At 62.1% G+C, this 13210-nt stretch carries 10 protein-coding genes; 3 read left to right on the forward strand and 7 right to left on the reverse strand.

Annotated features, from left to right (window positions below; genetic code table 11):
- Positions 1 to 114: 114 nt before the first annotated feature.
- Together GFU70_RS10275 and GFU70_RS10280 are read right to left on the reverse strand one after the other, a co-directional pair.
- A complete protein-coding gene (locus tag GFU70_RS10275; protein ID WP_058543993.1) occupies positions 115 to 609 on the reverse strand; it encodes a DUF934 domain-containing protein in 495 nt (164 codons plus the stop codon).
- A complete protein-coding gene (locus tag GFU70_RS10280; protein WP_153387972.1) occupies positions 593 to 2251 on the reverse strand; it encodes a nitrite/sulfite reductase in 1659 nt (552 codons plus the stop codon). The genes GFU70_RS10275 and GFU70_RS10280 overlap by 17 nt, the downstream gene beginning before the upstream one ends.
- A 504-nt stretch (positions 2252 to 2755) precedes the next feature.
- Between GFU70_RS10280 and GFU70_RS10285 the strand changes: the two genes are divergently transcribed.
- Complete coding sequence (locus GFU70_RS10285) at positions 2756 to 3895, forward strand: ABC transporter substrate-binding protein (RefSeq protein ID WP_116642752.1); 1140 nt, start codon at positions 2756 to 2758, stop codon at positions 3893 to 3895.
- An 84-nt stretch (positions 3896 to 3979) separates the two neighbouring features.
- Here the strand turns inward: GFU70_RS10285 and GFU70_RS10290 are convergent, their stop codons facing one another.
- The gene (locus GFU70_RS10290) at positions 3980 to 4198 is read right to left on the reverse strand and encodes a DUF2970 domain-containing protein (RefSeq protein WP_058543990.1); all 219 of its coding nucleotides are present in this window, start codon (positions 4196 to 4198) and stop codon (positions 3980 to 3982) included.
- Positions 4199 to 4252: 54 nt separating this feature from the next.
- The gene (gene metH / locus GFU70_RS10295) at positions 4253 to 7963 is read right to left on the reverse strand and encodes a methionine synthase (RefSeq protein ID WP_153387973.1); all 3711 of its coding nucleotides are present in this window, start codon (positions 7961 to 7963) and stop codon (positions 4253 to 4255) included.
- Positions 7964 to 8117: 154 nt separating this feature from the next.
- Here metH and GFU70_RS10300 point away from each other — a divergent pair, with 154 nt between their 5' ends.
- Positions 8118 to 10409, forward strand: a complete 2292-nt coding sequence (locus GFU70_RS10300; protein WP_058543988.1) for a fatty acid cis/trans isomerase — start codon at positions 8118 to 8120, stop codon at positions 10407 to 10409.
- A gap of 115 nt (positions 10410 to 10524) precedes the next feature.
- Entirely contained in the window at positions 10525 to 11109 is a 585-nt protein-coding gene (gene nfuA, locus GFU70_RS10305; RefSeq protein ID WP_039589296.1) for a Fe-S biogenesis protein NfuA, read from the forward strand.
- 170 nt (positions 11110 to 11279) lie between these two features.
- On the opposite strand, the gene cobM is transcribed toward nfuA, so the two are convergent.
- From cobM to GFU70_RS10320, 3 genes are all read right to left on the reverse strand, one after another.
- Complete coding sequence (gene cobM / locus GFU70_RS10310; RefSeq protein ID WP_153387974.1) at positions 11280 to 12026, reverse strand: precorrin-4 C(11)-methyltransferase; 747 nt, start codon at positions 12024 to 12026, stop codon at positions 11280 to 11282.
- A gap of 77 nt (positions 12027 to 12103) precedes the next feature.
- A complete protein-coding gene (locus tag GFU70_RS10315) occupies positions 12104 to 12508 on the reverse strand; it encodes a cobalamin biosynthesis protein (RefSeq protein ID WP_153387975.1) in 405 nt (134 codons plus the stop codon).
- Complete coding sequence (locus tag GFU70_RS10320) at positions 12505 to 13200, reverse strand: CbtA family protein (protein WP_153387976.1); 696 nt, start codon at positions 13198 to 13200, stop codon at positions 12505 to 12507. The genes GFU70_RS10315 and GFU70_RS10320 overlap by 4 nt, the downstream gene beginning before the upstream one ends.
- Between the last annotated feature and the right edge of the window lie 10 nt (positions 13201 to 13210).

The raw sequence follows: 13210 nt of genomic DNA on the forward strand, positions 1-13210 counted from the left end.
TCGCGAGCAAGCCCGCTCCCACAGTGGTTCCGAGGTGGACTGGGCATCGATCACTCAGCCACAAAAAAGCCCTGAACCGGTACACCCGGCTCAGGGCTTTTTCATGGGGCGGTTTCAGCGACGACGGAACAGCGGCAGCGGCTCGTCAGTGGCAGCCTGGTAGGTCACCGAGAAGTCCTTGAGGCTTTCGAGGGCTTCGTAGGGGTCTTTGTCGGCACGCAAGGCAAAGGCGTCGAAGCCGCAGCGGCGCATGTAGAACAACTGGTCGCGCAGTACGTCGCCAATCGCCCGCAGTTCACCCTTGAAACCATAACGGTCACGCAGCAGGCGGGCGTTGGAGTAGCTGCGCCCGTCGGTGAAGGCCGGGAAGTTCAAGGCGATGACCTGCAACTGGTTGGCGTCCTCGCCGATTTCCTCGGCTTCCTCGTCGGCGTCCAGCCATACGCCCAGGCCGCCGTCGCGAGCCTTGAGGGCGTGGGCATGATCGCGCCACAGGGCCAGGGGCACGATCAGGTCGTCACAGTTGGAGATGCCATCGAGGGTCGCGTCCTTGGGCAGCAGGTGCCAGGTTTCGTCGATGACCTCGTTGTTCTTAATGATTCGCTGCATAGACGCGTTCCTTGAAGAGGTCGATGCCAATACGTTGGTAAGTGTCGATGAAGCGCTCGTCTTCGGTACGTTGTTCGATGTACACGTCGATCAGCTTCTCGATCACGTCAGGCATGTCGTCCTGGGCAAACGACGGGCCGAGGATCTTGCCCAGGCTGGCGTCGCGGCTACCGCTGCCGCCCAGGGAGACCTGATAGAACTCTTCGCCTTTCTTGTCCACGCCCAGGATGCCGATGTGGCCGACGTGGTGGTGACCACAGGCGTTCATGCAGCCGGAAATGTTCAGGTCCAGCTCGCCGATGTCGAACAGGTAGTCCAGGTCGTCGAAACGACGCTGGATCGATTCGGCGATAGGGATCGACTTGGCGTTGGCCAGCGAGCAGAAATCGCCGCCTGGGCAGCAGATCATGTCGGTCAGCAGGCCGATGTTCGGAGTGGCGAAACCTTGCTCGCGCAGCTCGCCCCACAGGGTGAACAACTGGCTCTGTTCAACGTCTGCCAGGATGATGTTCTGCTCGTGGGAGGTACGCAGCTGGCCGAAGCTGTAGCGCTCGGCCAGGTCGGCCACGGCGTCCAGTTGCTTGTCGGTGATGTCGCCTGGCGCGACGCCGGTCGGCTTCAAGGACAGGGTCACCGCGACATAACCCGGCTTCTTGTGGGCCAGGGTATTGCGGGTGCGCCAGCGGGCGAAGCCTGGGTGTTCTCTGTCGAGGGCGGCCAGTTCGGCGTCCTGGTTGTCCAGGGCCTTATAAGCCGGGTCGACGAAGTGCTTGGCGACGCGATGCACTTCGGCTTCGGTCAGGGTGGTCTGGCCGCCACGCAGGTGAGCCATCTCGGCTTCGACCTTCTCGGCGAACACTTCAGGCGTCAGGGCCTTGACCAGGATCTTGATCCGCGCCTTGTATTTGTTGTCGCGACGGCCATAGCGGTTGTACACCCGCAAGATTGCGTCGAGATAGCTCAGCAGGTCCTGCCATGGCAGGAACTCGTTGATGAACGCGCCGACCACCGGCGTACGTCCCAGGCCACCGCCCACCAGCACACGGAAGCCCAGCTCGCCGGCCGCGTTGTAGACCGTCTCCAGGCCGATATCGTGGACTTCGATGGCCGCTCGGTCCGAGGTCGAGCCGTTGATGGCGATCTTGAATTTGCGCGGCAGGTAGGCGAATTCCGGGTGAAAGGTCGTCCACTGGCGGACAATCTCGCACCACGGGCGCGGGTCGATCAACTCGTCGGCCGCGACACCGGCGAACTGGTCGGTGGTGACGTTGCGCAGGCAGTTGCCGCTGGTCTGGATCGCGTGCATCTGTACGGTGGCCAGCTCGGCCAGGATCTGGGGTACATCTTCCAGGGCCGGCCAGTTGTACTGGACGTTCTGCCGGGTACTGATGTGGGCGTAGCCCTTGTCGTAGTCGCGGGCAATTTGCGCCAGCTTGCGCACCTGGCGCGAGGTCAGTTGGCCATAAGGCACAGCCACGCGCAGCATCGGGGCGAAGCGCTGGATATACAGGCCATTCTGCAAGCGCAGAGGGCGGAATTCTTCTTCGCTCAGCTCGCCTGCCAGATAGCGTCGGGTCTGATCACGGAACTGCTTGACGCGGTCCTCGATGATCCGCTGATCGTACTCGTCGTATACGTACATATAAGTCTCGGTCTCAGGCTTGGGCCGATCAGAAACAGCTGCATGTTGGCTCGCTGGAATCGGGTTCTGCCTCGGCAATTCTGCGCGCACGGCCGCGCGCTCCTAGAGGAGCCGGTGCAAGATACCTGTTTTGAGTTATGCGCAAAAGTGATGTTTGAGTATATGTAAAGAACCAAATCGACTAATGAGATTGATTATTGGCTAACCCACATTTGTCGTGCGGGCAATCATCGTCTTAACTGTGGTCGAGTCCCTATGCAATCACCTAAAAAACCGACAAGAGGCGATGCAATGAGCAATCCGACCAAAGCAAGGAAAAGCGACAGTTCTGTTGATGCCTGGGCCATTTTGTTCCTGATCATCCTGGTGGTGGGCACCGCAGTGTTCTGGGTCAGCCATCAATAAGTTCGAGCCGTTGCAGGCTACATGAAGGTCTCGTGCCGATGTGCCCGTTCGCCACCCGGGTCGTTATACTGGGTGGCGTATTATTTGGGGCGGGGCGGGATGTCGAAGTTTATCTGCAGGCTACTGGGGCTTTTATGCCTGTTATTCTGGGTGCAAGCCCAGGCCGCCCATGTGGTTTCATCTTCGTCCGATGCTCTGGCTGCCAGTTCGGCTGCGCCTAGCGTGGTGTTCCTGAACCCGGGGTACTCCACCGAGATCTTCTGGGTCACCTATACCGAGTTCATGCAAGCGGCGGCAAGCGGACTGGGTTTGCGGCTGCGCGTGGAGTATGCCGAGCGCGATCCCCAACTGATGATTCGCCAGGCGCGCGAGGCCATCATGGCCAAAGACCGTCCGGACTATCTGGTGTTGGTCAACGAGCAGTATGTCGCCCCGCGGATCCTGCAGTTGGCGCAGGGCAGTGGGGTCAAGCTGTTCCTGGTGAACAACACATTGACCGGCGATCAGACTCGCCTGCTGACACAGGACGGTACTCCACCTCCCGAATTGCTCGGCAGCCTGATACCCGATGATGAGCGCAGCGGTTACCTGATGCTCAAGGAACTGTTGCGCCAATACGGACCGCTGGCGCCTGGGCAGACGCTCGATCTGCTGGCCTTTTCCGGGAAGAAACTCACCCCTTCGGCGCAACTGCGTGAGAAAGGCCTGCTCCGGGCGTTGGCCGAGCACCCGCAAGTGCATCTGCGCCAGTTGGTCTATGGCGAGTGGAGTCGCGAAAGGGCTTATGAGCAGGCGAGCCAGTTGGTCAAGCGCTATCCGCAGACCGCGCTGGTCTGGTCGGCCAACGATGAAATGGCCCTGGGCGCCATGCAGGCGTTCGAGCAGGCGGGTCGCCAGCCGGGCAAGGATGTGTTGTTCAGCGCCATGAACAGCTCCAGGCCGGCGCTGCAGGCCCGTATCGACGGGCGCTTGAGCGTGCTGTTCACCGGGCACTTCAGCTTGGGAGGGTGGGCCATGGTGCTGCTGCATGATCACGCCCGGGGCGTCGACCTCGCGCGTCATGGCGGCTACAACCAGCAGGTCGACCTGATGCAGTCGCTCGATCCGGCCCGCGCCCGCGCGTGGTTGAACATGAATCCCGCCAAGGACTATCGCCTGGACTTCAAGCGCTTCAGCCTGGTGTCCCACCCGGATGGCGAGCGCTATGTCTTTTCGCTCGATGCACTGGGGCGGCGCTAGAGCAGCTCGGATCGAGGCTGGCGAGACGGGCAATATGACTGTTTCGGTTCGCAAGGACCTGGGGCCATATTTTGCAGATCCGTTCTATACGCCCGCAAAGTACAACACCAGATTGACGATCCCATACAACGCCAACCCGAAAATCACCGTAAACAGGATGCCGAGGATGATGAAGTGGCTCGGCTTGCCATGGGTGAAGTCACGGGCGCGGTTTTTTCCGCTTTGCACGCCAAACGCCGCCGCTCCCACGCTGTGCAGCATTTGCCAGAGGGTGGGCGCCTTATTTTCGTTGGGTTCATCCATGATGCTCTCCATACACAAGGTCGTATGTGGAGAGCATAGTCAATTGCTGCGAACTTAGTTGTCGTAACCCAGGTTTGGCGACAGCCAGCGCTCCGTCACGCTCAAGTCCTGGCCCTTGCGAGCGGTGTAGCTCTGGACCTGGTCCTTGTCGATCTTGCCTACGGCGAAGTATTGCGCCTGGGGATGGGCGAAATACCAGCCGCTGACCGCCGCTGCCGGGAACATGGCGTAGTGTTCGGTGAGGAACACACCGCTGCGCCCGGCCTTCAGTTCTCTGGCCTCGGGATCGAGCAGGCGGAACAGGGTGGCTTTCTCGGTGTGGTCCGGGCAGGCCGGATAGCCGGGGGCAGGGCGGATGCCCGTGTATTGCTCCTTGATCAGGGCGTCGTTGTCCAGGCTTTCGTCCTTGGCGTAGCCCCAATATTCCTTGCGCACCTGCTGGTGCAGCCACTCGGCACAGGCTTCGGCCAAGCGGTCGGCCAGGGCCTTGACCATGATCGAGTTGTAGTCGTCGCCAGCCTCTTGGTAGGCCTTGGCGACTTCTTCGGCGCCGATGCCGGCGGTGGTAATGAAACCGCCGACATAGTCGGTCACGCCGCTGTCTTTGGGCGCGACGAAGTCGGCCAGGGAGAAGTTCGGCTTACCATCGGTCTTGATGATCTGCTGGCGCAGGTGATGCAGGCGCGCCAGTGGCTTGCCATCGTCGCCGTAGACTTCCAGGTCATCGTCATGCACCTGGTTGGCCGGCCAGAAGCCGAACACGGCGCGGGCGCTGATGAGTTTCTCGTCGATCAGCTTGCGCAGCATCGCCCGGGCATCGGCGTACAGCGCAGTGGCCGCTTCGCCGACCACTTCGTCGGTGAGGATGCGCGGGTATTTGCCGGCCAGGTCCCAGGAAATGAAGAACGGTGTCCAGTCGATGTATTCGGCCAGGACGTTCAGATCGATGTTGTCCAGCACTTTGGCGCCCGTGAAGGTCGGCTTGACCGGCTGGTAGCTGCTCCAGTCGAACTGTGGCTTCTTGGCCACGGCGGCGGGGTAGCTCAGGCGTTCGGTGCGGGCGCTGCGGTTGGAAGTACGCTCGCGTACGTCGATGTAGTCCAGGCGGGTTTTCTCGACGAAAGCCGGCTTGAGCTCCTTGGACAGCAACTGGGTCGCCACGCCCACGGCGCGGGAGGCGTCGGTGACGTAGATCACCGCGTCGTTGCTGTACTTGGGTTCGATCTTCACTGCCGTGTGGGCCTTGGAGGTGGTGGCACCCCCAATCATCAGCGGCAGGTGGAAGTCCTGGCGCTGCATCTCCCGCGCCACATGCACCATCTCATCCAGGGACGGGGTGATCAGACCGGACAGGCCGATGATGTCGCACTTCTGCTCCTTGGCCACCTGCAGGATCTTCTCCGCCGGCACCATCACGCCCAGGTCGACGATGTCATAGCCGTTGCAACCGAGCACCACACCGACGATGTTCTTGCCGATGTCATGCACGTCGCCCTTGACCGTGGCCATCAGGATCTTGCCCTTGGCCTCCGGCTTGTCGCCTTTTTCCGCCTCGATGAACGGGATCAGGTGGGCCACGGCCTGCTTCATCACGCGGGCGGACTTGACCACCTGGGGCAGGAACATCTTGCCGGCGCCAAACAGGTCGCCGACGATGTTCATGCCGGCCATCAGCGGGCCTTCGATGACCTCGATCGGCCGGGCGAACGACTGTCGCGATTCTTCAGTGTCTTCCACAATGTGCGTGGTGATGCCCTTGACCAGCGCATGTTCCAGGCGCTTGTTCACTTCCCAGCCGCGCCATTCCTCGGTTTCCGCTTCCTTGACGCTGCCGTCGCCCTTGTACTTGTCGGCGATGGCGAGCAGGGCGTCGGTGCCTTCGGGGGTGCGGTTGAGGATCACGTCTTCCACCGCGTCGCGCAGTTCCACCGGGATCTGGTCGTAGATCTCCAGTTGGCCGGCGTTGACGATGCCCATGGTCAGGCCCGCGCGGATCGCATAGAGCAGGAACACCGAGTGGATCGCCTCGCGCACCGGGTTGTTGCCGCGGAACGAGAAGGACACGTTGGACACCCCGCCCGAGGTCAGCGCGTAGGGCAGTTCGTCACGGATGTAGGCACAGGCGTGGATGAAGTCCACGGCATAGTTGTTGTGCTCTTCGATACCGGTGGCGACGGCGAAGATGTTCGGGTCGAAGATGATGTCTTCCGGCGGGAAGCCGACTTCATTGACCAGGATGTCGTAGGAGCGCTTGCAGATTTCCTTCTTGCGCGCCTCGGTGTCGGCCTGGCCGGCTTCGTCGAAGGCCATCACCACCACGGCGGCGCCGTAGCGCTTGCACAGCTTGGCGTGATGGATGAACTGCTCGACGCCTTCCTTCATGCTGATGGAGTTGACGATGCCCTTGCCCTGGATGCACTTGAGGCCGGCTTCGATCACTTCCCACTTGGAGGAGTCGATCATGATCGGCACGCGGGAGATGTCCGGTTCGCCGGCAATCAGATTGAGGAAGGTCACCATGGCCTTCTTCGAATCGAGCATGCCCTCGTCCATGTTGATGTCGATCACCTGGGCGCCGGCCTCGACCTGCTGCAGGGCCACTTCCAGGGCTTCGGTGTAGTTGTCCTCGCGGATCAGCCGGGCGAACTTGGCGGAGCCGGTGATGTTGGTCCGCTCGCCGACGTTGACGAACAAGGAGCTGCGATCGATGGTGAACGGTTCCAGGCCCGACAGGCGGCAGGCCCGTGGGATCTCTGGAATCTGCCGCGGCGCATAGCCGGCCACGGCCTTGGCGATGGCTTCGATGTGCGCCGGGGTGGTGCCGCAGCAGCCGCCGACAATGTTCAGGAAGCCGCTCTGGGCGAACTCTTCGATGACCTTGGCCGTTTCGGCTGGCAGTTCGTCGTACTCACCGAATTCGTTGGGCAAGCCGGCGTTGGGGTGAGCCGAGACGTGGGTGCTGGCCTTGTTCGACAGCTCCTCCAGGTATGGGCGCAATTCGCTGGCGCCCAGGGCGCAGTTCAAGCCCACGGAGATCGGCTTGGCGTGGGCCACGGAGTTCCAGAAGGCTTCGGTGGTCTGGCCCGAGAGGGTGCGGCCGGAGGCGTCGGTGATGGTGCCGGAGATCATGATTGGCAGTTCGACGCCCAGTTCTTCGTAGACGCCTTGCACGGCAAAGATCGCCGCCTTGGCGTTCAGTGTGTCGAAAATGGTTTCGATCAGGATCAGGTCGGCGCCGCCTTCGATCAGGCCCTTGGTGGCCTCGGTGTAGTTCTCCACCAGTTCGTCGAAGGTCACGTTGCGGTAGCCGGGGTTGTTCACATCCGGTGACAGCGAGCAGGTGCGGCTGGTCGGGCCGAGCACACCGGCGACGAAGCGCGGCTTGTCCGGGGTTTCCAGGGTCTTGGCGTCGGCCACCTTGCGGGCCAGGCGCGCGCCTTCCAGGTTCAGCTCGTAGGCCAGGCCTTGCATGCCGTAGTCGGCCTGGGACACCTGGGTGGCGTTGAAGGTGTTGGTCTCCAGGATGTCGGCGCCGGCATCCAGGTAGGCTTTTTCAATGGCACCGATCACGTCGGGGCGGCTGAGCACCAGCAAGTCGTTGTTGCCCTTGACGTCGCTCGGCCAGTCGGCGAAGCGCTTGCCACGGTAGTCCTGTTCTTCCAGCTTGTAGCTCTGGATCATCGTGCCCATGCCGCCGTCGAGGATCAGTATGCGTTCCTTGAGGGCTTGCTGGAGAAGATAAAGGCGAGCGCTGCGATCGGACATAGGACTACCTGGAAAAAAGACCATTACGAAGGCCGGGATGATAGCAAACCTGTACAGGATTTGATCATGATGGGCTTTTGCATGAATATCGCTCATGTTTGCAAGGCGATGCTGGCCCGGTAGAATCGGCGGATTATCTCTTAGGGACCGAGACATGCCGTACCGCGTCTTATTCGGCAGTCTGTTGCTGCTGTTGTGTTTCACCGCAGCCGCCGGGAGTCCCGCTCCCGCGATCTCCTACACTCGCGATATCCAGCCGATCTTCACGGAAAAATGCGTGGCCTGTCATGCCTGCTACGACTCCGCCTGCCAGTTGAACCTGGGCAGCGGCGAAGGCGCGGCACGGGGAGCGAGCAAGTTGTCGGTGTACGACGGCGAGCGACGCCAGGCGGCCGATCCGACCCGCTTGTTCTATGACGCCTCCGGCCAGCGCGCCTGGCAGCGCAAGGGCTTCTATTCGGTGCTTGACGCCCAAGGCAGCCAGGCTGCCCTGATGGCGCGCATGCTCGAGTTGGGTCACCGCACGCCGCTGCAGCCCAACGCCAAGTTGCCGGAAGAGATCGTGCTGGGCCTCAATCGTGAAAACAGCTGCGCGATGCCGGATCAGTTCAACGAGTACGCAGGTGTCCATCCCAAGGAAGGCATGCCCCTGGCCGTTACCGGGCTGACCGACCAGCAATACCAGACCCTGCAACGCTGGCTGGCCGCAGGCGCCCCCATCGATCAGCAGGCCCTGGCCCCGAGCGCCGCCGAAGCCTTGCAGGTGGTGCAATGGGAAAACCTGCTCAATGCCCCTGGCGCCCGGGAAAGCCTGGTGGGCCGCTGGTTGTTCGAGCATTGGTTCCTGGCGCACCTCTATTTCAAGGACGGCGAGCCGGGGCATTTTTTTCAGTGGGTCCGTTCGCGCACGCCTACCGGCCAGCCGATCGACCTGATCAATACCCGCCGTCCGAACGATGACCCCGGCACCCGCATCTATTACCGGCTCTGGCCGGTGCAAGGGGTGATCGTGCACAAGACCCACATCACCTACGGCTTGAGCGCGGCGAAGATGGCGCGCATCAGGAGCCTGTTCTACAGCGGCAAATGGCAGGTTTCGGCGTTGCCGGGCTACGGTCCGGAGCGCCGGGCCAACCCATTTTCCACCTTCGAAGCGATCCCGGCCCAGGCTCGCTATCAGTTCATGCTCGATAACGCCGAATATTTCGTGCGCACGTTCATTCGCGGGCCGGTGTGCCGGGGCCAGATCGCCACGGACGTGATCCGCGATAATTTCTGGGCATTGTTCCAGGCCCCCGAACATGACTTGTACATCACTGACCCGAACTACCGCGGCCAGGCCACGCCGCTGCTGGCGATGCCGGGCCAGAACGACGATGTGGGCAGCGTCGTCAGCCTGTGGCTCGATTACCGGGACAAGCGCAACGAGTATGAGGCCTTGCGCCGCGACGCCTATGCCGATGTGCCGGCGCCGAGCTGGTCGACGCTGTGGGCCGGAAATGACAATGCATTGCTGAGCATTTTCCGGCATTTCGACAGTGCCTCGGTCAACAAGGGCCTGATCGGCGAAGTGCCGCAGACGATGTGGCTATTCGACTTCCCGTTGCTGGAACGCACTTATTACCAACTGGCGGTAAACTTCGATGTATTCGGCAACGTGTCCCACCAGGCCCAGACCCGGCTGTATTTCGACCTGATCCGCAACGGTGCGGAGCAGAACTTCCTGCGCCTGATGCCGGCCGACTCCCGGGAAGGCTACCTTGACGACTGGTACCAGGCCGGCGGCAAATTCAAGATGTGGCTCGATTACGAAGCCATCGACGATGACAAGCCCACCGCCCTCAAGCTTGACGAGCGCGACCCCAAGGGCGATTTCACCATGCAGTTGCTGGCCCGTTATGGCGAGCTCAATGCGTTCCCCGACCCCATCAATCGCTGCGACGGTGCCTACTGCTCGCGCCCGAACATCGATCCGGCGCTGCAAAACGCCGAACAGGCCCTCAGTCGCCTGGTGTCACGCCCGGCGGCGGGGCTCAAGGTGATTGACCAACTGCCGGAAGCGACCCTGTTGCGCATCGAAACCGCCAGCGGTCATCGGGAGGTCTACAGCCTGCTGCGCAACCGAGCCCACAGTAACGTGGCGTTCCTGCTGGGCGAAGAAGCGCGCTACCAGCCGGGGCTGGACACACTGACGGTCTACCCGGGTGTGCTCAGCAGCTATCCGAACTTCATGTTCAACATTCCGGCCGGGCAAGTGCCGGCGTTCGTCGAGGCCATGCAAGGCGCCCAGGATGCACCGGCGTTCGAGCGGATTGTCGAGCGCTGGGGCATTCGTCGCAGTCACCCGCAGTTCTGGTACTACTTCCATGACCTGAGCCAGTACATCCAGGAGACTGAGCCTGTGGAAAGCGGTGTGCTGGACATGAATCGCTACCAGAACCTCTGATCGACAGCCCCGGTGGCAAACTCCGTGCCGCCGGGCGCTTTCCCGACAAAAATACTAGGACTTTGTCCGGCGCGATGATTGGCGTAAACTGCCGGCAAGCCTGCGAGGAGTTTCCATGACCGCCATTACCATTACCGATGCCGCCCACGATTACCTGGCCGACCTGCTGTCCAAGCAGAACACGCCGGGTATCGGGATCCGCATCTTCATCACCCAGCCCGGCACCCAGTACGCTGAGACGTGCATTGCCTACTGCAAGCCGGGGGAAGAAAAATCCGAAGACACCGCGCTGGGGCTCAAGAGCTTCACCGCGTACATCGACTCGTTCAGCGAAGCCTTCCTGGACGATGCGGTGGTCGACTACGCCACTGACCGCATGGGCGGCCAATTGACCATCAAGGCGCCCAACGCCAAGGTGCCGATGGTCAATGCCGACAGCCCGGTCAACGAGCGCATCAATTACTACCTGCAAACCGAAATCAACCCGGGGCTGGCCAGCCACGGCGGCCAGGTTTCGCTGATCGACGTGGTGGAAGACGGCATCGCCGTGCTCCAGTTCGGCGGCGGCTGCCAGGGCTGCGGCCAGGCTGACGTGACCTTGAAGGAAGGCATCGAGCGCACCTTGCTCGAGCGCATTCCGGAGCTCAAGGGCGTACGCGACGTGACCGACCACACGCAGAAAGAAAACGCCTACTACTGATTGTGGCGAGGGGACTTGGCAAAACGTCACCCGCCCTGTAGGAACTGCCGAAGGCTGCGATCTTTTGATCTTTTGATCTTTCGCTTGAGACCCAAGTGTCAGAGCAAAGATCGCAGCCTCGCTTCGCTCGGCAGCTCCTACAGCAGGGGCAGGTTGGGTCTTGCTGAGCTTCAGGGCCTGTAGAGATGCGCATGCCCGGCGCGGTAAAGCGAAGACTCGCTGAATACATCATTGCCCAGCACACGTCCCACCAGAATCAGCGCCGTGCGGCGAAAGCCCTTGGCGCGTACTTTTGCTGCGATATCGTCCAGCGTCCCCATCACCCAATCCTGATCCGGCCAGGTCGCCCGGTGGATCACGGCAATCGGGCAATCGGCGCCGTAGTGGGGCCGCAGTTCGTCGACGATTTTTTCCAGATGAGTGACCCCCAGGTGAATCGCCATGGTCGCCCCATGCTGCGCCAGGCTGCCCAATTCTTCCCCGGCGGGCATCGGGCTTTTGTCGGCGTAGCGGGTGAGGATCAGGCTTTGGGAGATGTCCGGCAAGGTCAGTTCGGCGCCCAGCAGGGCGGCGCAGGCTGAGGTCGCGGTCACACCCGGGACGATTTCGAAAGGGATGCCCAATTCCTGCAGGCAACGAATCTGCTCGCCAATGGCGCCGTACAGGCTCGGGTCGCCGGAATGCACCCGGGCCACGTCCTGGCCCTTGAGATGGGCGCTCTTGATCAATTCGATGATCTGTTCCAGATGCAGCTCGGCGCTGTTGATCACCTGTTCGGCGCAATGGCCTTCAAGGACAGCGGTCGGCACCAGCGAGCCGGCGTAGATGATGACCGCGCAGTGGCGGATCAGTCGCTGGCCTTTGACGGTAATGAGATCCGGGTCGCCGGGTCCGGCGCCGATGAAGTAAACGGTCATGACCGGCTCCTGTGAAAGGTAGGTGAGCATCGCCCAGATGAAGATCGCTCATGATCCTGGGCGCCGATTATCGGGATTTACGCCACGACCGCCAATGCCAACGTGCTCTTGGGGCCTTTTTGGCGAGTCATCAGCAGCGTCGCGGGCGCTGTGCCCAACTGGTCGGCCAAGGCCAGGGCGGCGCTTTCGGCGATGCCGTAGCAACCGGTGCGTTCGAAGGCGATCTCGGAGCGGTGACTGAGCCGCTCCTGATACTCGGCCAACTGCTCGGCGCTGAAGCAAATCAGCGGCAGCGCCAGTTGTTCGGCCAGTTTCAGCAGGCCCGGTTCGTCACGCTTGAGGTCGATACTGGCCAGGGCTCGCACCTGATCAAGCGCAATGCCATGGGCCAGCAACGCCTGGTCGAGCAATGCTCGTAGCGTGCTGGCCGGGCAGCCGCGCTGGCAGCCGAGGCCGACCACCAGGATCGGCCTGGTGCTCATGCGTCGTGGTGGGCTTGGCCATCACGGCGAAACAGCCAGGTGCTGATCAGGCCGAGGGCCAGCCAGAACGCGACGTTGGTCAGCTGCGAGGCGATCTTGAATTGGCTTTCCAGCGCTTGGGGCGCCAGCATCGAGTGGACTTCGGGTTGCGGCGCACCGATGACATGGGGCACCAGCAACGTCGCCACGCCCAGCACCTTGAGCAGCCAATGCCGGCCAAAGGCGATCAAGGCAATGCCCACCGCCGTGGACGCTGCGGTGCCGATCCACCACATCTGCCGTTGGGCCAGGTCGGCCGCTGCGGTACCCGGCAATTCCGGGGGCAGGCCGAGGGTCGGCGCCAGGACGAACGTGGCATAGCCGGCCAGGCCCCAGAGCAGGCCCTGGGAGGTGCGAGTCGGTGCGCGCAAGGTGTACAGGCCCGCCAGCATCAGGGCAAAACCCACGGCGACCACCAGGTTGCCGCCGGTGGTGGACAGCACGCGCTGCCAGCCGTCTTCCGGCTCCCAGGCCTCGGCATCATGGGTATGAGCCGCTCCGTCGGCGTGTTCATGGACCTCGGTCGCCGGGGCCTTCTCGAAGGTTTCCGCCTGGAGAATCAGCGGCGATACCCAGAAACTTTGCAGCAGGGTCAGCAGCAGGGCGGCCAGCAAGCCGCTGAAACCAGCGGTCTGCGCGATACGCTTGATCATGGCGTCAGTT

The sequence above is a fragment of the Pseudomonas brassicacearum genome, from assembly GCF_009601685.2.
Taxonomy (GTDB): Bacteria; Pseudomonadota; Gammaproteobacteria; order Pseudomonadales; family Pseudomonadaceae; genus Aquipseudomonas; species Aquipseudomonas kilonensis_B.

Bases quoted from the DNA above. Each gene is read 5' to 3' on its own strand.
- GFU70_RS10275 (WP_058543993.1), bottom strand. From the start codon at position 609: ATGCAGCGAATCATTAAGAACAACGAGGTCATCGACGAAACCTGGCAC.
- GFU70_RS10280 (WP_153387972.1), bottom strand. From the start codon at position 2,251: ATGTACGTATACGACGAGTACGATCAGCGGATCATCGAGGACCGCGTC.
- GFU70_RS10285 (WP_116642752.1), top strand. From the start codon at position 2,756: ATGTCGAAGTTTATCTGCAGGCTACTGGGGCTTTTATGCCTGTTATTC.
- GFU70_RS10290 (WP_058543990.1), bottom strand. From the start codon at position 4,198: ATGGATGAACCCAACGAAAATAAGGCGCCCACCCTCTGGCAAATGCTG.
- metH (WP_153387973.1), bottom strand. From the start codon at position 7,963: ATGTCCGATCGCAGCGCTCGCCTTTATCTTCTCCAGCAAGCCCTCAAG.
- GFU70_RS10300 (WP_058543988.1), top strand. From the start codon at position 8,118: ATGCCGTACCGCGTCTTATTCGGCAGTCTGTTGCTGCTGTTGTGTTTC.
- nfuA (WP_039589296.1), top strand. From the start codon at position 10,525: ATGACCGCCATTACCATTACCGATGCCGCCCACGATTACCTGGCCGAC.
- cobM (WP_153387974.1), bottom strand. From the start codon at position 12,026: ATGACCGTTTACTTCATCGGCGCCGGACCCGGCGACCCGGATCTCATT.
- GFU70_RS10315 (WP_153387975.1), bottom strand. From the start codon at position 12,508: ATGAGCACCAGGCCGATCCTGGTGGTCGGCCTCGGCTGCCAGCGCGGC.
- GFU70_RS10320 (WP_153387976.1), bottom strand. From the start codon at position 13,200: ATGATCAAGCGTATCGCGCAGACCGCTGGTTTCAGCGGCTTGCTGGCC.